This is a genomic window from Vibrio sp. Vb1980 (assembly GCF_033338615.1).
GTDB lineage: Bacteria > Pseudomonadota > Gammaproteobacteria > Enterobacterales > Vibrionaceae > Vibrio > Vibrio alginolyticus.
Window position 1 is genome coordinate 27,205 of sequence record NZ_JAWOSZ010000024.1, and the last position, 21,706, is coordinate 48,910.

19 protein-coding genes are annotated in these 21,706 nt (G+C 45.7%); 4 read left to right on the forward strand and 15 right to left on the reverse strand.

Annotation, left to right across the window (positions count from 1 at the left end):
* Positions 1-212 precede the first annotated feature (212 nt).
* Positions 213-587 (forward strand): hypothetical protein, encoded by a 375-nt coding sequence (locus tag R7F64_RS22415; protein WP_172563468.1) that lies wholly within the window; start codon positions 213-215, stop codon positions 585-587.
* Positions 588-644: 57 nt separating this feature from the next.
* Here the strand turns inward: R7F64_RS22415 and trpS are convergent, their stop codons facing one another.
* The 5 genes from trpS to nsrR form a co-directional block, all read right to left on the reverse strand.
* Positions 645-1,661: a tryptophan--tRNA ligase gene (gene trpS / locus R7F64_RS22420; protein WP_005381398.1), complete on the reverse strand. Its 1,017-nt coding sequence runs from the start codon at positions 1,659-1,661 to the stop codon at positions 645-647.
* Between the two features lie 116 nt (positions 1,662-1,777).
* On the reverse strand, positions 1,778-2,464 hold the full coding sequence (locus R7F64_RS22425) for a phosphoglycolate phosphatase (RefSeq protein ID WP_017633734.1): 687 nt from the start codon (positions 2,462-2,464) through the stop codon (positions 1,778-1,780).
* A gap of 122 nt (positions 2,465-2,586) precedes the next feature.
* Positions 2,587-3,330 (reverse strand): 23S rRNA (guanosine(2251)-2'-O)-methyltransferase RlmB, encoded by a 744-nt coding sequence (gene rlmB, locus R7F64_RS22430; protein ID WP_005381395.1) that lies wholly within the window; start codon positions 3,328-3,330, stop codon positions 2,587-2,589.
* A gap of 67 nt (positions 3,331-3,397) precedes the next feature.
* On the reverse strand, positions 3,398-5,905 hold the full coding sequence (rnr, locus tag R7F64_RS22435) for a ribonuclease R (protein WP_256901433.1): 2,508 nt from the start codon (positions 5,903-5,905) through the stop codon (positions 3,398-3,400).
* A 115-nt stretch (positions 5,906-6,020) separates the two neighbouring features.
* On the reverse strand, positions 6,021-6,446 hold the full coding sequence (nsrR, locus tag R7F64_RS22440) for a nitric oxide-sensing transcriptional repressor NsrR (RefSeq protein ID WP_005381392.1): 426 nt from the start codon (positions 6,444-6,446) through the stop codon (positions 6,021-6,023).
* Positions 6,447-6,603: 157 nt separating this feature from the next.
* On the opposite strand from nsrR, the gene hmpA reads away from it, so the two are divergent.
* Entirely contained in the window at positions 6,604-7,788 is a 1,185-nt protein-coding gene (gene hmpA / locus R7F64_RS22445; protein WP_005381390.1) for an NO-inducible flavohemoprotein, read from the forward strand.
* 80 nt (positions 7,789-7,868) lie between these two features.
* Here the strand turns inward: hmpA and motX are convergent, their stop codons facing one another.
* Together motX and R7F64_RS22455 are read right to left on the reverse strand one after the other, a co-directional pair.
* Positions 7,869-8,504 carry a flagellar protein MotX gene (gene motX, locus R7F64_RS22450; protein ID WP_005381388.1) on the reverse strand — a complete coding sequence of 212 codons (636 nt, stop codon included), beginning with the start codon at positions 8,502-8,504 and terminating at the stop codon, positions 7,869-7,871.
* 216 nt (positions 8,505-8,720) lie between these two features.
* A complete protein-coding gene (locus R7F64_RS22455) occupies positions 8,721-10,037 on the reverse strand; it encodes an adenylosuccinate synthase (RefSeq protein ID WP_005381385.1) in 1,317 nt (438 codons plus the stop codon).
* A gap of 172 nt (positions 10,038-10,209) precedes the next feature.
* On the opposite strand from R7F64_RS22455, the gene R7F64_RS22460 reads away from it, so the two are divergent.
* Positions 10,210-10,395: a DUF2065 domain-containing protein gene (locus R7F64_RS22460; protein WP_005381383.1), complete on the forward strand. Its 186-nt coding sequence runs from the start codon at positions 10,210-10,212 to the stop codon at positions 10,393-10,395.
* Positions 10,396-10,458: 63 nt separating this feature from the next.
* On the opposite strand, the gene hflC is transcribed toward R7F64_RS22460, so the two are convergent.
* From hflC to tsaE, 8 genes are all read right to left on the reverse strand, one after another.
* A complete protein-coding gene (hflC, locus tag R7F64_RS22465) occupies positions 10,459-11,439 on the reverse strand; it encodes a protease modulator HflC (RefSeq protein WP_005381382.1) in 981 nt (326 codons plus the stop codon).
* A gap of 2 nt (positions 11,440-11,441) precedes the next feature.
* Complete coding sequence (gene hflK, locus R7F64_RS22470) at positions 11,442-12,647, reverse strand: FtsH protease activity modulator HflK (protein ID WP_318072085.1); 1,206 nt, start codon at positions 12,645-12,647, stop codon at positions 11,442-11,444.
* Positions 12,648-12,692: 45 nt separating this feature from the next.
* The gene (gene hflX / locus R7F64_RS22475) at positions 12,693-13,982 is read right to left on the reverse strand and encodes a ribosome rescue GTPase HflX (RefSeq protein ID WP_005381380.1); all 1,290 of its coding nucleotides are present in this window, start codon (positions 13,980-13,982) and stop codon (positions 12,693-12,695) included.
* Between the two features lie 38 nt (positions 13,983-14,020).
* Positions 14,021-14,284, reverse strand: a complete 264-nt coding sequence (gene hfq, locus R7F64_RS22480; RefSeq protein WP_005381379.1) for an RNA chaperone Hfq — start codon at positions 14,282-14,284, stop codon at positions 14,021-14,023.
* Positions 14,285-14,478: 194 nt separating this feature from the next.
* Positions 14,479-15,411, reverse strand: coding sequence for a tRNA (adenosine(37)-N6)-dimethylallyltransferase MiaA (gene miaA, locus R7F64_RS22485; RefSeq protein ID WP_053303035.1), 933 nt, complete (start codon positions 15,409-15,411; stop codon positions 14,479-14,481).
* Positions 15,408-17,420 carry a DNA mismatch repair endonuclease MutL gene (gene mutL, locus R7F64_RS22490; RefSeq protein ID WP_318072086.1) on the reverse strand — a complete coding sequence of 671 codons (2,013 nt, stop codon included), beginning with the start codon at positions 17,418-17,420 and terminating at the stop codon, positions 15,408-15,410. Before mutL ends, miaA begins: the two co-directional genes overlap by 4 nt.
* A gap of 18 nt (positions 17,421-17,438) precedes the next feature.
* Positions 17,439-19,148 (reverse strand): N-acetylmuramoyl-L-alanine amidase, encoded by a 1,710-nt coding sequence (locus R7F64_RS22495; RefSeq protein WP_005381374.1) that lies wholly within the window; start codon positions 19,146-19,148, stop codon positions 17,439-17,441.
* Positions 19,142-19,606 (reverse strand): tRNA (adenosine(37)-N6)-threonylcarbamoyltransferase complex ATPase subunit type 1 TsaE, encoded by a 465-nt coding sequence (tsaE, locus tag R7F64_RS22500; protein WP_005381372.1) that lies wholly within the window; start codon positions 19,604-19,606, stop codon positions 19,142-19,144. The genes R7F64_RS22495 and tsaE overlap by 7 nt, the downstream gene beginning before the upstream one ends.
* 276 nt (positions 19,607-19,882) lie before the next feature.
* Between tsaE and queG the strand changes: the two genes are divergently transcribed.
* The gene (gene queG, locus R7F64_RS22505) at positions 19,883-21,010 is read left to right on the forward strand and encodes a tRNA epoxyqueuosine(34) reductase QueG (protein WP_238966793.1); all 1,128 of its coding nucleotides are present in this window, start codon (positions 19,883-19,885) and stop codon (positions 21,008-21,010) included.
* Positions 21,011-21,706: the final 696 nt, after the last annotated feature.

The window sequence follows — 21,706 nt, forward strand, 5'->3', positions numbered from 1 at the left end:
ATTTAGAATGCTTTAATTTTCACTTGTATCACTGTTCAAGCCCAAGAATCTATTACTCGCTTCGTTCTCTCTTATACAGGCCCCTCATACTTCAAAGTTTTCATGATTTATTCAATAACTTTTCATTACTCACTAGCCAAAAACATACACAAAAGATATAACACCTGCGCGAGACAATAAGATCTCATTAGCTGTAAACCCAGGAACGACAAATGAAAAAAATTCAACGCAGTGTGCTAGCTATCTCCCTACTTGGCTTGATAGCGGGGTGTCAGTTGACCGCCAGTGAGCCACTTCAACCTACGGCGAATCAAGACATCATCGAATCAGCCAAAAATGAACTGGATGGTATTGAAGAGCTAGAAGTCAGTGACGAGGGTGTTATTACCTTTACTCAGCGTCTAAGAACGCCAGGAACCTACTGGATTCCAGCGAGAATTAAAGAACTCAGCTACGATATATCATGCGTACAGCTTAGTTACTTCATTGATAGAGGCATGGTTGTGAAGTCTGCCTTTCTAGGGGCTCGAGGACGTGTTGAATATTACGACATGGAACGCTGTATGAAAGACACACCATTTCAGTAATACAGGCATAAAAAAAGCTCCACCAAAGTGGAGCTTTTTCGTATTCGTTCTTAGCAACTATGGGCGAGCTACAAAACCTACTGCTTCGTATGCTTTCTTAAGCGTTTCAGCCGCTCGTGCCGAGGCTTTCTCAGCGCCTTGCTGCATTACCTCGTCCATGTAAGCACGATCAGCGCGAATACGGTGATATTCTGCTTGAATTGGCTCAAGCATTGCTACAACTGCCTCACCAACATCTTTCTTAAATGGGCCATACATTTCTACGCCTTGGTACTTCGCTTCAATCTCTTCGAAGCTCATGCCTGTCGCCGCGGAGTACAGACCCATTAGGTTAGCAATGCCCGCCTTGTTCTCGATATCATGACGGATACTTGGTGGCGTTTCGGTATCGGTTTGCGCTTTGTTGATCTTCTTAAGGATCGACTTAGGCTCTTCCAGCAGCGTGATAACGTTCTTACGGTTGTCATCAGATTTAGACATCTTCTTCGTTGCGTCTTGAAGGCTCATTACACGCGCATTTACTGTCGGAATGTAAGGCTCTGGAACTTGGAAGATTGGCTGCTCTGGCGAGTAAATATTGTTGAAACGCGTTGCGATATCGCGCGCTAATTCTAGATGTTGCTTCTGGTCACTGCCTACAGGTACTTGGTGTGCACCGTAAAGCAAAATGTCAGCCGCCATCAACACCGGGTAGTCAAATAGACCGACGTTTACGTCATTCGCGTAACGTGCCGATTTGTCTTTAAACTGAGTCATACGGCTCAGCTCACCCATTTGAGTGTAGCAGTTAAGAAGCCAACCTAATTGAGCATGCTCTGGTACATGTGACTGAACAAATAGCGTGCTCTTCTTCGGGTCAACACCAACTGCCAGACAAATTGCCAGTGCGTCTAGAGTTGCTTCATGCAGCGCTTTAGGGTCCTGACGAACCGTAATCGCGTGAAGGTCTACCACACAATATTGGCAATCATAATCGTCTTGCATCTGCTGCCATTGACGTAGAGCACCCAAGTAGTTACCGATACTTAGTTCACCTGAAGGTTGAACACCACTCAATACAATGGGTTTGCTCATTAGAATGATTCCTTTGACTTCTTAATCTAATTAAATGAAAAAAACCGTGCAGTAATAGGTGCACGGTTTACTCAGTGTACTCATTAACGAGTATTTTGGAAGCTCTTTTGTAGCCGTTATGCAGAAACCGCTACAACGTCCAATAATTCTGCCAAACTGTCAGCGACGAAATCTGGATTTGATGCTGAAATAGGTTCACCGTGGTTGTAACCATATGTCAGACCAAATGAGGCACAGCCTGCATTCTTTGCTGCGAGAATATCGTTTTTCGAGTCGCCAACCATCAGCATTTCACTTGGTTGGGTTTGGTGTTTTTCCATCAACCAGTTCAATGCTACTGGGTTTGGTTTTTTCTCTGGGAATGCATCACCGCCAAGGACATCAACGAAGTATTTTGCGATGTCGTGCTTTTCCAAAACGTCAGGCACAAACTTTGAAGGTTTGTTGGTCACCAACGCCATAACAAAGCCCGCTTTGTGCAGCTCTGCTAGTGTCTCTTTTACCGTTGGGTAAAGATGACTTAGCTTGTGACCGCTTTGCTCGTAGTAATCATCAAACAATACACGCGCTTTAGCACGAAGCTCTTCACTCAGCTCCGGGTTGATGGTCAGGCTTTGGCTTAATGAGCGACCAATAAGCACGTCTGCACCGTTACCCACGTAATCACGAACTTGTTCTTCTGAAACCGATGGAAAGCCAAGCGCCTGTACTGCTTGGTCTGCCGCGACAGCTAGATCTGGCACGCTATCAAGCAAAGTACCATCTAGATCGAAGGCGATGAATTTAATGTCTTGTTGAGTCATAACTTCCCTGAGGATTTTTATTTATAAATCGGTGAAAACGACAAAGGATGGCACCCCATCCTTTGTTTTTATCATTATGTCTAACTTTGCAGTAACTGTTTGTTTATTAACTTATTTAGCACTTACTTTGCAGCAATACGCTGACGAACTGCCTCAAACAAACAGATGCCGGATGCCACAGATACGTTCAAGCTTGAAACGCTACCAGCCATTGGGATCTTAATCAAATCGTCGCAGGTTTCACGAGTCAGACGACGCATACCGTCACCTTCTGCCCCCATTACGATAGCAAGGGGTCCAGTCAGTTTGGCTTGGTAGATGTCGTGCGTTGCTTCACCCGCAGTACCAACAAACCAGATGCCTTTCTCTTGCAATGTACGCATAGTACGAGCCAAGTTCGTTACTCGGATCAATGGTACGACTTCAGCTGCACCACAAGCGACTTTACTTACCGTCGCATTCATTGGCGCAGAACGATCTTTCGGTACGATGATCGCCGCAGCACCTGCCGCATCTGCGTTACGTAAACACGCACCAAGATTGTGTGGATCGGTCACTCCGTCTAACACTAATAGCAGTGGTGATTCGTGCTGCGCCAGGATGTCATCTATATCGTTCTCATTCAGCTGCTTCGCTGGTTTCACACGAGCGATGATGCCTTGGTGATTTGCACCGCGCGCTTTGTCATCCAAGGTTTTACGTGTCATCTGCTGAATAGAAACACCACAAACCTGAAGATCATTTAGGATTGGCATTAGGCGATCATCTTGACGACCTTTTAAAACGTACGCCTCGATAAAACGCTCTGGTTCGCGCTCCAATACCGCCTTCACTGCGTGAATGCCGTAGATAAATTCGTTACTCATTGTTTAACCTGTTGTTCTGGTCGTATTGCCTGCGCCAACCGAGTTTGAACTAAGTTGGCGCTTCAACCTACTGCGCTTCTTTTTTAGTGCGCTTGGTTTTCTTCGGCTTACTGTGCGGCTTCTTTTTACGTGCTTTTTTCACTTTAGGCTTCTCGTTGCCTTCGGCGTCACCACGTTTTGGGCCATTACGCTTACTCGTTGCGCCCGTTTCTTCTGGGCGTTTAGTTGGCTCTATCGCAGGAATTGCACGAGCCGCGCCACCTTCTTTCGATGAAGAGCGAGTCGCAGCGCGTTTTTTATCTTTCGCTTTGCGTTTTGCTTCCGCTGCGCGTTTCTTCGCAGTCTTACCTTCGCCGCGTAGCTTACGACTTGTTTCGACCAATTCAAAGTCAATTTGCTTGTCATCGAGGTTAACAGCCAGTACTTTTACTTTTACTGCATCACCTAAGCGGTAGATGTTACCGAAACTTTCACCAATAAGTCGTTGACCAATCGGGTCAAATTGATAGTAGTCGTTCGCAAGGGTAGAAATATGTACCAAACCATCGATGTGCAAATCCGTTAAACGTACAAAGAAGCCAAAGCTAGTGACATTAGCGATAACACCGTCTAGTTCGTCACCGACGTGGTCTTGCATATATTCACACTTCAGCCAATCCGCAACATCACGTGTTGCATCATCAGCACGGCGCTCTGTCATCGAACATTGTTCGCCGTAAAAATCCATGTCGTCAAACGAGTAATGATAGCCACCTGTTGGTGTCCAGCGATCTTGATTACGACCTTCTTCTTTAGCAATCAGATACTTGATTGCACGGTGAAGTAACAAGTCAGGGTAACGACGAATTGGCGACGTAAAGTGCGCATAGCGTTTCAATGCCAACCCAAAGTGCCCCGCGTTATCTGCGTTGTATACCGCTTGCTTCATTGAGCGTAGCAGCATGGTCTGAATCAACTCTTGATCTTGACGCCCGGAGATTTGACGTGCGAGATCAGCATAGTCCGTTGGTGAAGGCTCTAAACCACCTTTTAGCTCAAGACCAAGTTCACTTAAGAAGTCACGGAAACCTTGCAGGCGTAATTCACCTGGAGATTCGTGGATACGATAAAGCGCGGGCTCTTTCGCTTTTTCTACCAGCGATGCCGAAGCAATGTTGGCTAAAATCATACATTCTTCGATGATCTTATGCGCGTCATTACGAATTACTGGCTCAATGCTTTCGATTTTACGTTCCGCATTGAAAATAAATTTGGTTTCAACGGTTTCAAATTCGATTGCACCGCGTTGATCTCGTGCTTCTTTCAGCACTTTGTACATCTTGTGCAACTCTTCTAGATGAGAAACAAGCGGCTGGTAGCGCTCACGTAGTTCTTCATCCCCTTCTAGAATCGCGCTCACTTTGCTATATGTGAGACGAGCGTGCGAGTTCATCACCGCCTCGTAATGCTTGTAACCAGACAGCTTACCTGTATCGGAAATGGTCATTTCGCACACCATACACAAGCGATCTACTTGCGGGTTGAGCGAACATAGGCCGTTCGATAGTACTTCTGGCAACATCGGCACAACTTGCGACGGGAAATATACTGAGTTACCACGATTTATCGCTTCTTTGTCCAACGCAGAGTCAGGACGAACGTAGTAACTGACGTCAGCAATCGCTACCCATAAACGCCAACCACCTTCTTTGTTCTTTTCACAGTAAACGGCATCATCAAAGTCTCGTGCGTCTTCGCCGTCAATGGTCACTAGTGGCAAATCACGTAGATCCACACGACCAACTTTCGCTTCTTCTGGTACTTCTTCGCCTAAGTTTTCGATTTGTTTATCGACGGCTTCTGGCCATTCGTGAGGGATTTGGTGTGTGCGAATCGCAATTTGTGTTTCCATACCTGGTGCCATGTTTTCACCAAGGACTTCAACCACTTTACCCATCATGCCGCGTGAGCGTGAGCCACGATCAGTAATTTCAATTACGACTACGTTACCCATGCGTGCACCCGCTTTGTGCTCATTTGGGATCAGGATATCTTGGCTGATACGCGAGTCATCTGGGACAACGTAGGAGTATCCATATTCAAGGAAGAAACGACCGACGATTTGATCATTACGCTCCTCTAGCACACGCACCAAACGTCCTTCACGGCGGCCGCGCTTGCTGTTGTCTGTAGGTTGCACTAAGACAAAATCACCGTGGATGATGTTCTTCATCTGATGGTGCGGTAACAGAATATCATCATCCTTGCCGACGCTGCCTTCTGGACGTACCCAACCATGGCCATCACGATGACCAATCACGTAACCTTTCACCATTTCAAGTTTTTCAGGCAATGCATAGCACTGACGGCGGGTAAACACCAGTTGGCCATCTCGCTCCATCGCACGTAGCCGACGACGCAACCCTTCGTATTGCTCTTCGCCCTCAAGCTTTAGTGCCTCATACAAGTCGTTACGATTCATTGGAACGCCCGCTTGCTCTAGAAACTCGATGATAAACTCTCGGCTTGGAATTGGATTTTCGTAATTTTTGGATTCACGATCTGCAAAAGGATCGTTTGGAATATTGTCTGACATAGGCACGCCTATCTAGCAAGGAAGGTATATGGCTAGTATATCTGAGTCTCTCGATAAGCTACAGAATTGCTTTGAAAAAAGAATGATCGAGATCGACTCTAGGCATGCAAATGAGTTAAGGACGAGCCAGCAAGATCAAAAGTTCAGAATTGTCACTGAGCAAGGATTCAATCGTGCAATCATCCAACTCCGCCAGGAAGGCACTTTTTGCTTTCGCCAATTTATCTTTGAGGCGGCAAGCAGGGGTAATATGGCAAAAATCCACACCACAGTTGACTAAATCTAACGGCTCTAAATCGCGCACAACACCACCGACTGTGATTTCAGACGCTGGCTTCATCAGCCGGATACCACCGTTTTTTCCGCGCACGGTATGGACATAACCCAACTGTCCTAACCGATTGATAACTTTAACCATATGGTTGCGCGACACACCAAATAAATCCGTCACTTCGGTAATGCTGGTTAACTCATCTTCCGGCAACGAAGCCAAGAAAATTAAGGTTCTCAACGCATAATCAGTGAAACTAGTTAACTGCATATTCTCTCCCAAAGTGCGACTCAATAACCCGCTGGTGATGCTAAAACCCCAAACTTGAGCTATCGATAAAAGTGTAAATCTTTTCTTGATCGAAAGATACATTTGAGATACAACTTTAAACATGCATTATAAATACAACTTAAAGTAGGAAGCCCTTATGCTCAGCAATCAAACTATCGAGATCGTCAAAGCGACCGCACCACTCATCGCCGAAACAGGACCAAAACTGACCGCGCACTTTTACGAGCGTATGTTTACTCATAACCCTGAGTTGAAAGATATTTTTAACATGAGTAACCAGCGTAACGGCGATCAGCGTGAAGCATTATTCAACGCTATCTGTGCCTATGCTGCCAATATTGAAAATTTGCCAGCTCTGCTTGGCGCAGTAGAGAAAATTGCGCATAAGCACACGAGCTTTTTGATCACAGAAGATCAGTACCAAATCGTTGGTAAGCATTTACTTGCGACAATCGATGAGCTTTTTAATCCAGGTCAAGAAGTGTTGGATGCTTGGGCTGAGGCTTACGGCGTACTTGCGAATGTATTTATTCAGCGCGAAGAACAAATTTACCAACAAAATGAAGCTTTGGAAGGCGGCTGGCGCGGTCTACGCGAATTTGAATTAGTCGATAAAAAGATTGAGAGCGAACACATTTGCAGCTTTGTGTTCAAGCCAACCGATGGCCAAAAAGTGGCGCCGTATAAACCGGGACAATACCTTGGCATCTACATCAACAGTGACCAGTTAGAAAACCAAGAAATTCGCCAATATAGCCTGTCTTCTGCGGTCCAAGAGAACACCTACCGTATCTCAGTAAAACGTGAAGAAGGCGGAAAAGTGTCGAACTACCTGCACGATAGCCTGAACATTGGCGAAAAAGTGCAGCTTGCGGCCCCTGCCGGTGATTTCTTTATGGATGCCGAACCACAAACACCCGTTGTTCTAATTTCTGCTGGTGTGGGACTTACTCCAACGCTGTCAATGCTAGAAAGTCTCTCAGCACATCAAGCACCTGTAACTTGGGTTCATGCAACAGAAAATGGCCAACAGCATGCTTTCAAGCAACACGTAAACCAACTCGTTGCAGAAAAAGAAAATATGAACGCGCTCGTTTGGTATAACCAACCAACGGCAGAAGACAAGCTAGGCGAAGACTTCCACTTCACGGGCTTTGTCAATCTGTATGAAATTGAAGCTGCATTAAAGCAAGATAACGTGCAGGTATACTTCTGTGGTCCTGTAGGATTTATGCAGCACGTAGCGAAACAGCTATTAGAACTTGGCGTACCAGAAGAGCAATTCCATTACGAATGCTTCGGTCCACACAAAGTGGTTTAAGCGCTACCAACTATCGGGAAAACAACAAAGCCCACGTGACGTGGGCTTTGTTGTATGAAGTTGTTTGCAATATTGAAGCGTTACCAAAAGGTGTCTCGCCGTTTAGCTCGAGCAATAACGTTTTGTGGCATGCGCTGTTCAAGGCCGTTTCTCAATACAGTTATGCGCTTATGCTGCCGCTTATCTGCTGTGACAGAGTTATATAACCAACGATACGCATCTTCGTAATCGAGTGGACTGCCATAATCACGTAAAAGCAACTCGGCCAGATGAATACGCGCGTTTAGGTTTCCCATTGACGCAGCTTCTCGCAAATATGGAATTGCACGTTCTTTATCTTGCTGTACTAAAGTGCCACGCGAATAGTATCGGCCAATCTGCTCTAGTGCAGCTGGTAACCCCTGATGCGCTGCATTTTCGATGTAGTAAAGACCCAGTTCGACATCTTGCTCGACACACACCCCCCAAGCCAACATATCTCCGTACAGAAATTCATAAGCGGGTAAGTTAATTCGAGTCGCACGAGCTACGATATCCTCCACCAGCTGGCAGTTATCAGCGCGCACACGTTGTAAGTGCTTATTTTGCTCAATAAGCTTTATCAGCTCTGCTTCGGTATAGATCGGAACTGGTGCCCCCACATCAGCAACATTGGCTTTCACTGTGGTAGCAACCAAGGTCAACAACAGTGAAGCAGCCACTGTTCGTAACTTCATAAACGTACCCTTAAGGTATCTAAGAAACCAAAGATCGGTGAAGGATCTCCTCTGCTTGATAACCTTATCGGCAAAAAACAGCTAAGCTTTAGACAATTTTTGCCTCTGATTTAGGCTCAGCGGCAAAAGCTTGCCATATGAGAGTCACGCTGTTTTTGTTCAGATACAAAAAAGCCGACCAGAAGGTCGGCTTTTGCAATCTTTAACGGCTATCAATTAAGCTTCGAATGGGTGAACTTTGATGATAGTTTCGTTACGGTCAGGACCTGTAGAGATGATGTCTACTGGAACGCCAGTTAGCTCTTCAATACGCTTGATGTAGTCAAGAGCGGCTTGTGGTAGAGCATCTAGTGACTTAGCACCAAATGTGTTCTCAGACCAACCAGGCATTGTTTCGTAGATTGGCGTTGCTTTTTCGAATGCTTCAGCAGCCATCGGAGAAACTTCTAGCACAGAGCCATCTTCCATCTTGTAACCAGTACAGATTTTTAGCTCTTCTAGACCATCTAGTACGTCTAGTTTAGTTAGACAGAAACCAGATACAGAGTTGATTTGGATTGCACGACGCATAGCAACAGCATCGAACCAACCTGTACGACGTAGACGACCAGTTGTCGCACCGAACTCGTGGCCAACTTCACCTAAGTGCTTACCAATTGGATCTTGCTTATCTAAACCGTCGTATAGTTCAGTCGGGAATGGACCAGCACCAACGCGAGTACAGTACGCTTTTGCGATACCCAAGATGTAACCGATGTGACGAGGACCAAAACCAGAACCTGCAGCAACACCACCAGCAGTCGTGTTAGAAGACGTTACGTACGGGTAAGTACCGTGGTCGATATCAAGTAGTGTACCTTGTGCACCTTCGAACATGATCTTGTCGCCGCGCTTACGTGCTGCGTCTAGTTCGTCAGTTACGTCGATAACCATTGACGTTAGTAGTTCAGCGTAGCCTTTAGCTTGCTCAAGTACTTCTTCGTAGCTTACTGGCTCCGCTTTGTAGAAGTTAACTAGTTGGAAGTTATGGAACTCCATGACTTCTTTTAGCTTCTCTGCGAAAGTCGCCATATCGAATAGGTCGCCAACGCGTAGACCGCGACGAGCAACTTTATCTTCGTATGCTGGACCGATACCACGACCAGTAGTACCGATAGCTTTTTTACCGCGAGCGATTTCGCGAGCTTGGTCCATTGCAACGTGGTAAGGAAGAATTAGCGGACATGCTTCAGAAATGAAAAGACGCTCGCGTACTGGAATACCGCGCTCTTCAAGAGGCTTCATTTCTTTAAGTAGAGCTTCAGGTGATAGTACAACACCGTTACCGATAACACATTTTACGTTATCGCGAAGGATACCTGATGGAATTAAGTGAAGAACGGTTTTTTCACCGTCAATTACGAGAGTGTGACCTGCGTTGTGACCGCCTTGGTAGCGTACCACGTATTTTGCATCTTCAGTTAAAAGGTCTACGATTTTACCTTTACCTTCGTCACCCCATTGGGTGCCTAGAACGACTACGTTATTTCCCATCTTTCCAAGTCTGATTGCTAGTTAAAAATGGATTCTAGCACCGAATCACGCTTCTTGCAGTCATTTTTTGTTCACAGAGTTGCTACCAGAATGTCATCTTGCCGCTTTGTTCATTTTGAAATCAGCATATCACTGATAGTATTTAGCTTTCTCTATTCGACTGGAAAGCGCTATGTCTGAATCCATATGGTTGGCGATTGGGCTCGTCTTGATCGTGGAAGGCATTGGGCCACTGATTGCTCCTAACGGTTGGCGGAATATGGTGGCTCAATTAAGTGAACAACCCAACAATCAGCTACGACGCATCGGTGGCTGCCTAGTAGTTGCTGGAGCCGTAATCGCCATCATGATGAGCTAGCACTTAGCATCAGATACAAAAAAGGCTCCCTAAGGAGCCTTTTATTTCAATGAGAAGCGGAGATTATTTCTCCATGCTGCCCTTCGACTGGTTCATGTATTGGAAGAACTCACTCTTCGGATCAAGCACCAGAATATCGCTCTTAGAGCTGAAGGACTTCTCATACGCACGTAGCGAGCGTAGGAAGCTAAAGAACTCAGGGTCTTTGTTGTACGCTTCAGCATAAATCTTCGCAGCTTCAGCATCCGCCTCACCTCGTGTCACACGCGCAGTTTTATCAGCTTCAGCTAGAATAGTTGCTACTTCTAGTTCTGCTTGAGCACGAATAACTTCCGCTTTTTCACGACCTTGAGAACGGTGCTTACGAGCAACGGACTCACGCTCCGCACGCATACGACGGTAGATAGACTCACTGATTTCATCAGGCAGGTTGATTTTCTTCATTCGGAAATCAACGACACGAACACCTAAGTCTTTCATTGCGCTTTCACGCGTGTCTTTCAATACTTCAGACATGATTAGGTCGCGTTCACCATCAATCTCAAGCGCCTCACGAGCCGCTTCAGTTGCGACAACATCGGCACTTGCGTCTTCTGGTAGCACATCATCGTTACGTGGACCAGATACGATCTGTTTGATTTCACGAGCACCGATTTCAGAACGAAGCACGTCCGTCACTTTACGCTCAAGTAGTGCCTCTGCCGTTAGCGAGTTACCACCGCCAGTCGCGAGGTAGTAGCGACCAAAATCTTCAATACGCCACTTCACGTAGGTATCAATGATAACGTCTTTTTTCTCAGACGTTACGAAACGGTCTGCACGGCCATCCATTGTTTGGATACGTGCATCAAGTTGTTTCACACGGTCAAACAAAGGCATCTTGAAATGCAGACCAGGCTCGTAAATTCGAGTGATGTCGTTGTTGTCTTTCAAGACACGACCAAATCGAACCACGATACCGCGCTCACCTTCAGGAATCACAAACAAAGACATCAACATTAATGCCAGTGCGATTACCAGTACAGGGATCATTAACTTACGCATTCTTAGTATCTCCCTTGACGTGAACCTGTTGAACGAGACTGCGAGTTCGAAGTGTCTTCTTGTGTACGATCAGACTCAAGTTGAATTTGATCATAGGTTGAAGATGACTTCGATTTACGTTTGGTATCTGCTTTGCCCTCTTGTCCCGCCAACTTATCAATTGGAAGGTAAAGAAGATTGCCGCTTGATTCCGAGTCAATCAACACTTTCGAAGTGCTTGAGTACACCTCTTCCATTGCGTCAATGTACAGACGATCACGCGTTACACCAGGCGCTGCTTGGTATTCTGGTAGTAGTTTTTCGAACTGTGCTACCTGACCAAGAGCCTCGTTAGTGACACGCTCATTGTAACCTTGTGCTTCTTTCTTCAAACGCTCCGCACGACCCGTTGCCTTAGGCAAGATTTCGTTCTTGTATGCTTCAGCTTCACGAATGAAACGCTCTTCATCCTCACGTGCTGCGATTGCATCATCAAACGCATCTTTCACTTGCTCTGGTGGACGAGCAGACTGGAAGTTCACATCAACAAGTACCAGACCCATATCATAGCTATCAATGATTTGGTTCAGTGTTTCTTGCGTAGTTTGACGAATTTGCTGACGACCACTGGTTAGAATGCTATCCATCAATGAGTCACCAATTACTGCACGTAGTGCAGAATCCGTTGCTTGACGCAAGCTGTCGTCTGCATTGGTTACACGGTACAAGTATTTGTATGGGTCAGTCACTCGGTACTGAACATCCATCGCAACTGTTACAACGTTTTCATCTTTAGTCAGCATTAGACCAGATGCACGTAGTGAACGAATCGCTTGTACGTTTACCGCTTCGTACTCATCAATAAAGCGAGGACGCCAGTTAAGACCTGGGTCTACGATACGATCGTATTTACCTAAACGCAGTACAACACCACGCTCTGCTTCACCGATGGTGTAAAAACCAGCGAAGAACCAAACTGCAACAGCAATCAGAGCAATCACGCCAAAGCCAATTGCACTACCACCACCGCCGCCGATTGGAGAACCACCGCCGCCTTTTTTACCAAACTTGCCGCCCAGCTTTTGACTCAGTTTGTTGAACACTTCATCTAAATCTGGCGGACCTTGATCTCGGCCACCAGGACGCTGGCCACCACGATTATTATTACCCCAAGGGTCATTATCGAGGCCATTGTTGCCGTTGTTATTTCCAGGCTCATTCCACGCCATTAGAAAGCTCCATCATTTGATATGACGTTATACTGTAGCAGTCCTTTAAGTGACTATAAAGCCAGTCAAAACTGCCCCTTCTCTTTTTTCAAGTCTAGACCAATCTACTTGCTGCATTCGAATATCGATCAACAAGTTACCATCCTGGTCATATTCCTCACGTTGAATACACTTCATTTGGAAGAAGGTACTACGGAATCGTCCTTGATACTGTGGAGGAATTCGCAACTGATGCTCGACCATTTGTGACGCCAGACGTTCCGTCAGCGCCTCAAACAGGACATCAATGCCCAACCCATCCATTGCTGAAACCCAAACTGCGCGAGGTACGCCTTCCTCGTCTCGTTCTATACGTGGTTTCTGCGAATCTAGATTGTCGATTTTGTTCATGACAACCAGAGTCGGCACTTCATGCGCATCGATCTCTTCTAGTACTTCATGAACAGCTTGAATATTCTCACGAAAACGCTCATCACTGGCATCAACAACATGTAACAAAATGTCAGCTTCTTGCGTTTCCTGCAAGGTTGCCTTGAAGGCCGCAACCAAGTCGTGTGGCAAATGTCGAATAAAACCAACCGTGTCTGCCAGGATGGCAGGACCAACATCTGCTAACTCTATCTTACGTAAAGTCGGGTCCAAAGTAGCAAATAATTGATCAGCCGCGTACACGCCAGCTTCTGTAATACGGTTGAAGAGTGTCGACTTACCCGCGTTGGTGTAACCCACAAGTGAAACCGTTGGGATTTCAGCTCGATTTCGGGCGCGGCGCCCTTGTTCACGCTGCTTCGCTACTTTGTCTAAGCGTCGCAGGATGGCTTTGATTCTGTCACGCAATAAGCGACGGTCGGTTTCCAGCTGGGTTTCACCCGGGCCACGTAAACCGATACCACCTTTCTGCCTTTCAAGGTGCGTCCAACCACGAATCAAACGAGTAGAGATATGACGAAGTTGAGCCAGCTCTACCTGTAGCTTACCTTCGTGTGTTCGAGCTCGTTGAGCAAAGATATCGAGAATAAGACCAGTGCGGTCGAGAACTCGACATTGGCACAGTGCTTCGAGGTTACGTTCTTGGGCAGGAGAGAGGGCGTGATTAAAAATCACAATTTCGGCACCCGTTGATTGTACCGCTGTAGCAATCTCTTGGGCCTTACCCTCTCCGACATAGTATTTCGGGTGTGGGGATTGACGACTACCAGTTACCACTTGTAGCGCCTCTACCCCAGCAGAAGAAACCAGCATTTCGAACTCAGCCAGATCTTCCCATTCACCTTCTTGCGTGAAGTTGATATGAACAAGTACGGCTCGCTCACCGGATTCATAACGGTCAAACAAGCAATCAACTCCTTATTTTAAAAATACTCGATGAAGAATTAATCTTCTGATTTCTCTTGTGGACGCTCACCTTGTGGACGTTCACCGCTGTGATGGCTCACTGGACGAGCCGGCACAACTGTTGAGATCGCGTGCTTGTACACCATTTGGTTAACAGTATTCTTCAGCAGGATCACAAATTGATCGAATGATTCGATCTGACCTTGTAGTTTAATACCATTCACAAGGTAGATAGATACCGGGATACGCTCACGACGTAGCGCGTTTAGAAATGGGTCTTGTAGAGATTGCCCCTTAGCCATTTTTATTTTCCTTATTTAATTTGTAGTTGTAATTATTTAGCTAGTGGTGCAATGCAAAAGATACGGCTTTTGCATCTGAGCTAAACGAATCAAAAATGCACTCTAAGTAATTAGCAGCATAGTATAAAAACCGCCAACAACAGATCCTTTGAGAGTGCGTTCACGCAAAAACGATCACATTATACACAGCTATGTCAATCAGATGCTATTGCTTCCGACATCGTTTCTAATGCCTGTTCAATGTTCTCGCTATCCAACCAAGTTAAATCATCCCAGCTGCGTAACCAGGTGATTTGACGCTTGGCCAATTGACGAGTCGCGCATACGCCACGAAATACCGCTTCGTCACGTGTACACTCCCCATCTAAATACTCCCACATCTGTCGGTAACCGACGCATCGTATGGAAGGAAGATCGGGGTGAAGATCTTTTCGCGAATGTAACGCTTTCATTTCTTCTTCAAAGCCCGCTTCCATCATCTTCTCGAAACGGAGTTCAATCCGACGGTGAAGTTCTGCCCTATCCTTGGGAGCTATTGCAAACTGCTTGACTCGGTATGGTAGGCTTTCACCTTTCGTTTGAGTCAATTCAGTCAAAGTTTTACCTGAAATGCGAAAAACTTCCAATGCCCGAGATAAACGTTGGGGATCATTGGGATGGATTCTCGCGGCTGACACAGGATCAACCTCTTTGAGTTCATCGTGCAACACTGACCAACCTTTAGTCAATGCCTCTTGTTCAATTTGCTGACGAATTTCAGGATTTGCAGCAGGAAGTGGTGATAAACCTTCAAGTAACGCCTTGTAATACAGCATTGTTCCACCCACAAGAAGTGGAATTTTTCCTTCTGCAACAATATCATCCATCGCTTTCAATGCATCTCGACGAAAGTCGGCGACAGAGTAAGATTCACTTGGATCCAAAATATCTATCAAGCGATGAGGCGCCAAACTTAACTCTTTTTCATCCGGTTTCGCCGTACCGATATCCATCCCTTTGTAGATCAAAGCAGAATCAACACTGATGATCTCAATCGGAAATTTTTGACGAAGACTAATCGCCAGCTCAGTTTTGCCTGATGCAGTTGGCCCCATTAAAAATAGCGCCAAAGGTAGTTTATCTGTCATGGTTTTAATTTGGCTATCGTGGCAGAGAAATCAACAGCGGATACGAATTTTGTATCTTCTAATGGCAATTGACCATGTCTTAGCTGTTCAAGTTCCGCAATAATTTGAATGGCTTCAGAAAAAGTATAGTGACTCTTCACTGTCGTGACCTGTAATGCGAGCCAATCTATCAACTCAGACAGCATCTGAGCCGCTGCTATACCTTCGTTCACACAAGATTGCGCGTAAGATAACAGATCTGGTACTAAATTTTGTAAGTTTTGTTGACGCAGCGGAGCTGGAACGCCCATCACCATTAAGGCGTGCTCGTTTCTCGCTTTCAATTGAATACCAAGCAATGCCAAATCTTGTTGATAATCTTGGGCCAGTCTCACTAATTCGGCCTCTAACTTAATAGATAGAGGAACAAGCAGAGGTTGTGCCTTAAGTGCACCATCGCTTGGAGTGAGCTGGCCTTTTACACGATAAAATTCTGCTCTAGGTAACGAGACTAACGCCGCCCCACTGTCACTGTCCATCAAAACAAATTGTTCATCGACCACCATCAGCGCTTTGCCTAATGCAGTAATCGATGGCATTGATGTGTGCGAAGTTATCGTTTGGGGCGCTATTGGAGTGACTGCCTGAGCCTCAAACTCTGGCGTTTTCAACAGCTCGTGATAAGCGCGTACTTCTTGTTTAGTTGGCGCTGGTTCTACGTGGCGCTCTTTACTGTGACTTGGCTTTGGTGCGGGTTTGGATTCCACCCAATCATTACGTTTGAATGACTCCACTACGCGCGCCTCTCGCACGGAGGTTTCACTAGGACCGCTATTACGAGGCTTCACTTCATAATCACTGCGTCCAGGATAAGCCGGTGTACTCTCTATCGCTTGATAAACCCGTTCTGGTACTGGTGAAGATGCTGGCTCTTGTACTTTTTCAGGCTCTGGCGAATGCTCAATCTCTTCAGACTCAGTCGGTTCCACGCGATGAAATGCCGATTCATTCACCTGTGGTTTATCAATCACGGCGCTTTGTGAAAGTGCATCCGTCAAAGCTTGATAGATGAAATCATGCACCAAACGAGCTTGGTGGAAACGCACTTCATGCTTAGCAGGGTGAACATTCACATCTACTTGGTGCGGCTCTAGCTCAATAAAGAGCACATACGCAGCAAACTGATCTGGCTTTAAGCTCATTTCATAGCTTTGACGAATCGCGTGATTGATTAATTTGTCACGCATCATTCGGCCATTCACATAGCAATATTGTAAATCGCTTTGCTGCCTTGCTCCCTCTGGTGTGGTAATCCACCCATGTAACTTTAACCCTTGATGCTCAAGCTCGATTCTGAGCATATGCCGCACAAACGCATTACCGCAGACAGCAGCAATACGCTTTTCGGTTTGAAGCTGATTTTTCGCCGCGCGATATTGACGGATGATCTTGCCGTTATGACGCACATTGATGGTGACATCAAAGCGGCTTAACGCAATGCGTTTCAATAACTCATCAATATGAGCAAATTCGGTTTTCTCCGTACGAAGAAACTTGCGACGCGCTGGAGTATTAAAAAATAAGTCCAACACCTCAACGGTAGTGCCAATCGGGTGAGCTGCTGGCTTAAGCTTCACCTGCATATCACGCCCTTCGGAGTAGGCACTCCAGGCTTCTTCTTGTGCCGCAGGACGCGACGTGAGCGTCAAACGCGAGACTGAGCTAATACTGGCTAACGCTTCACCGCGAAAACCTAGACTCATAATGGCTTCGAGATCATCTAAGGTATGTATCTTAGATGTCGCATGACGACTGAGCGCTAAGCCGAGTTCATCTTTCGCGATACCTTTTCCGTTATCACGAACACGAATCAGCTTTGCGCCTCCTTTCTCGATATCGATATCGATTCGAGTTGCGCCAGAATCAAGACTATTTTCAACCAGCTCTTTAATCACAGAAGCAGGTCTTTCGACCACTTCCCCTGCGGCGATTTGGTTTGCAAGTCTGGCTGGCAAAATTTTAATCGTCATAATGAGTTAGAAGCTCACCTACTTGTTTGGAATGATCAGGACTTGCCCAACCGCTAGCTGATCAGAGCGTAAGTTATTCGCTTTACGAATGCTCGATACGCTAACGCCGTATTTGGACGCTATTTTGCCAAGGAACTCACCCCGAGAAACCTTGTGCTTACGAATCGGTTTATCTTTTACCGCGACCGTTATCTTCAACTTTTGCCCTACCCACAAGGTATCTGACTTCAAGTTATTCTCTCGGCGGATATCTGAAACCTTCACTTTATAGTGATTCGCAATCTTACCTAAGAACTCACCAGACTTAACCTTGTGCGTAATGGTTTCTGTCTCAACAGTAATCGGTTTACTTGGCACTTTAATCGTACCAGCAGAAGGAATGTTGAGCTTCTGACCAATTGCCAAGCCTGTCGACTTCAAGTTGTTTGCCGACATCAGCGCTTTAGAGCTAAGCCCATATTTGTTCGCGATCACCGATAATGACTCGCCACGCTTTACAATATGTACCATTGGCTTCGCTGAAGGCGAGAACACCGTACCCTCTGGTGGGTTATCTTTTAAGTACTTGACGACCGCCTTAGTGATAGCCTGAGCTAACTTATCTTGGTGCGCTCGTTGAAACAGTAAACGCTCTTCTGTTGGGTTAGAAATAAAGCCCGTTTCCACTAGCACAGACGGAATCTGTGGAGAGCGTAAAACCGCAAGGCTGGTGTTGATCGGTTTGGTGTTATGCAGGTGCGCAACACGTCCCATCTCACCTAGGATTTCTGTTGCCAGTTTATAGCCTTCTTTTTGTGAGTGACTAAACTGCAAGTCCAGCAAAGTTTGGTTCACATTACGATCTTTTGTCTTCGTGAAGAACGCATTACCCGAGCCGCCCAATAACTCAGACTGTTTCTCATGGTTCTCGACCCAACGAGCAATTTCGGTATTTGCACGACGAGTATTTAGTACGAAGACCGAACCACCGCGAGGCTTCGGTGAGGTAAACGCATCAGCGTGAATGGAGATCAGTAAGTGTGCATCATTTTCACGAGCAATCGCGACACGACGGTTTAAGTTTACAAAGTAATCTCCCGTACGAGTCATGCGCGTTTTAATACCAGGAGTCGCATCGAGCTGAGCAGCAATTTTTCTTGAGATACTCAATACCGCATCTTTCTCGTACTTACGACGTGAAGGGCCAATAGAGCCAGGGTCTTCCCCACCGTGACCAGGGTCGATAACAATTAACACTTCTTGAGCTCGTTGAACTGAACTCATGTCTTTGCTGGCCGCCGCTGGCTTACTCGGTTTTGAGGTCGATGCCTTCTTACCGTGCGGTAAATCAATCACCAAGCGGTGACCATACTGCCCACCTGGTGTTGGGCTTAATTTAAATAACTCCGCTTGAACGCTCTTTTTTAGTTCAAACACCAAACGATAAGTGCCCTTCTCTGGAGGCGAGCTTTTTCGTACCAGTTTTAAAACAGGGCTATCCGTAACAGTAACAGGTAGTTTGGCCTGCATCGTCGTGCTTTTTAAATCCACGACAAGGCGATCCGGCCCTGATAAAGAGAAATAGGAATAGTCAGCTTCCGAGCCTAAATCGATGACAACACGCGTTTCATCAGGTGAAGGCCAAACTCGAAAACTCTTAACGACGTTAGCAAATGCTAAATTGGGGATGAGAAGGAGAAAAGTGGCGACAAACGTCGCCACCACTCTAAAATTTGAAAAACTCAACATAGCTCCAATCGACTGAGTAACTGCACACCATAATCATTATTAGCTGTTAGTTCGGCTACACGTTGCTCACCTTGGTAGCGAATGTTTACATCAAGATCCGGTTGTGGCAGTAAGCCATGCCCTTTTTCAGGCCATTCAACCAAGCAAATCGCATCGTCTGTGAAATAGTCTCGAATCCCCATAAACTCAAGCTCTTCAGGATCCGCAAGACGATAAAGGTCGAAGTGATATACTTGCCACTGATCCAACTGGTACGGTTCGACTAGAGTATAAGTTGGACTTTTCACGTTACCTTGATGACCAAGAGCACGGACAAAACCACGACTAAAGGTTGTTTTACCTGCACCCAAATCACCATGCAGATAAATTGTGGTTTGCTGGGAACAAAGCTGAGCCAAAGCGGTGCCTAGTGCAACCGTTTCATGCTCATCTTTTAAATTGAATTGTTTCGTGCTCATTGATGCTTCTCTAACTAATGATCGTTGACTATATAAAAATCAAAAGAACAGGAATAGTAAACCGTGTTGGTTTTGAGAGACAAGCTTTCAAATGTCATATGTGCGAAAAAAGTATCCAATAAACGGTATCTTAATCATCTTAGTATCGACCTAGATTTAGAATATATGCAAATGACTTCAATAAGCAGTATTCACAACATCAAAAACGTACCTAACTGGGTAGCACCAAAGCCAGAGATCCGTTAAGATCCGCCCCCCTTTATTCCGGTGGTTAACATGAACTACGAACAACTCGCACAACAAATCAAAGTTTGGGGAAAAGAACTCGGCTTCCAAAAAGTTGGGATCTGCGACGTTGATCTGAGTGAACATGAAGCAGCACTACAAAAATGGCTTGATGCAGGCTATCACGGCTCAATGGATTGGATGGCTCGTCACGGTATGATGCGTGCTAGACCCCATGAGCTACTCCCGGGAACCGTTCGTGTTATCAGCGTCCGGATGGACTATCTGCCACCAGAGGCTCAATTCGCTTCAAACCTCGCGAATAAAAGTCATGCCTATATTAGCCGCTACGCACTAGGGCGTGATTATCACAAGCTCGTCAGAAAGCAGCTAAATAAACTCGGCAAACTTATTGAACAAGAGGTTGGTCAATATGGTTACCGACCTTTCGTTGATTCCGCACCAATATTAGAGCGACCTCTCGCCCAAAAAGCAGGCTTAGGTTGGACCGGGAAACATTCCCTGATTTTAGATCAAGACTGTGGATCGTGGTTCTTTTTAGGTGAACTACTTATCGACTTACCACTACCCGTAGATGAGCCAAGCGTTGATCAGTGCGGTAAATGCAAAGCATGCATTACATCATGCCCAACACAAGCCATCGTTGAAGACAAAGTTGTCGATGCCAGGCGTTGTATCTCTTATCTCACCATCGAGTTCGATGGCGTGATTCCTGAAGAGTTTCGAAAGCCAATGGGTAACCGCATTTATGGTTGTGACGACTGTCAATTGGTTTGCCCATGGAACCGCTACGCCGACATAACGGAGCAAGATGATTTCCACCGTCGTGACAGTTTCAAAAACCCTGACCTCGTCGACATGTTTAACTGGGATGAAGCGACTTTTCTAAAAAATATGGAAGGCTCCGCTATCCGTCGTATTGGTCATATACAGTGGCTACGTAACATCGCTGTCGCACTTGGTAATGCAGAATATAGTCAGCGAATCATAGATGCGCTGGAAAGTCGGCAAGGTGAAAATAAATTACTTGATGAGCACATTAAATGGGCTTTGACAGAGCAACTGAATCAACTCCCCATTGAGAGTAATTCATCTATAGAGACGAAAAAGCAACGCTTAATAAGGATAGTCGAGAAGGGACTGCCGAGAGACGCATAGAGCGTAGTCTATATGCAAGAGATTGAAAGTACTTTTGCATGTTCAATTCATGACCTTGTTCTCAATTTTGTAATGTGGAAAAAAATTTGAGATTCAAGAAAAACAAGCTAGCAGAAAAAAGTTAAACACAGCTCGGAGAAATGACTAGGATCAAAAAAATACCAGTTAATGATCGTATTTTAACGTACTCGATCCGACAAAAAACTTATTTTTTCCTTACATAACAAAGAGTTAATTGATATTTCTTTGTTGTTTCCACTTCACTTTAGAGAAAAGATCTTTCTTCCCCATCATAAAAAGTCAAGCTAAAAACACTTTATCAACCAACTTATCCACAGAACGACGTATGTGGATAACTCTGTTAATTAAAGTAGATAAAACACGCGAAGCCTCATCATACTTGTACGTCAGCCGATTCATATCGTGTTTTAAACACAAACGAAATCTTCCGACATCATATGATGCGGATAAAAGTTTAGCTTTTGGGGATTCATGCTTCGCAGCATTATGAAAAGAGCGATGTGATTGGTTGCGAGAAGCAGGCGTTGAATCAAGCGGCGCATCCGTAGACGACTTAACAATTGTATACTAAATAAGTACTCAATCTATCGTCTTGTATTTGGTTGCGGGGGCCGGATTTGAACCGACGACCTTCGGGTTATGAGCCCGACGAGCTACCAAGCTGCTCCACCCCGC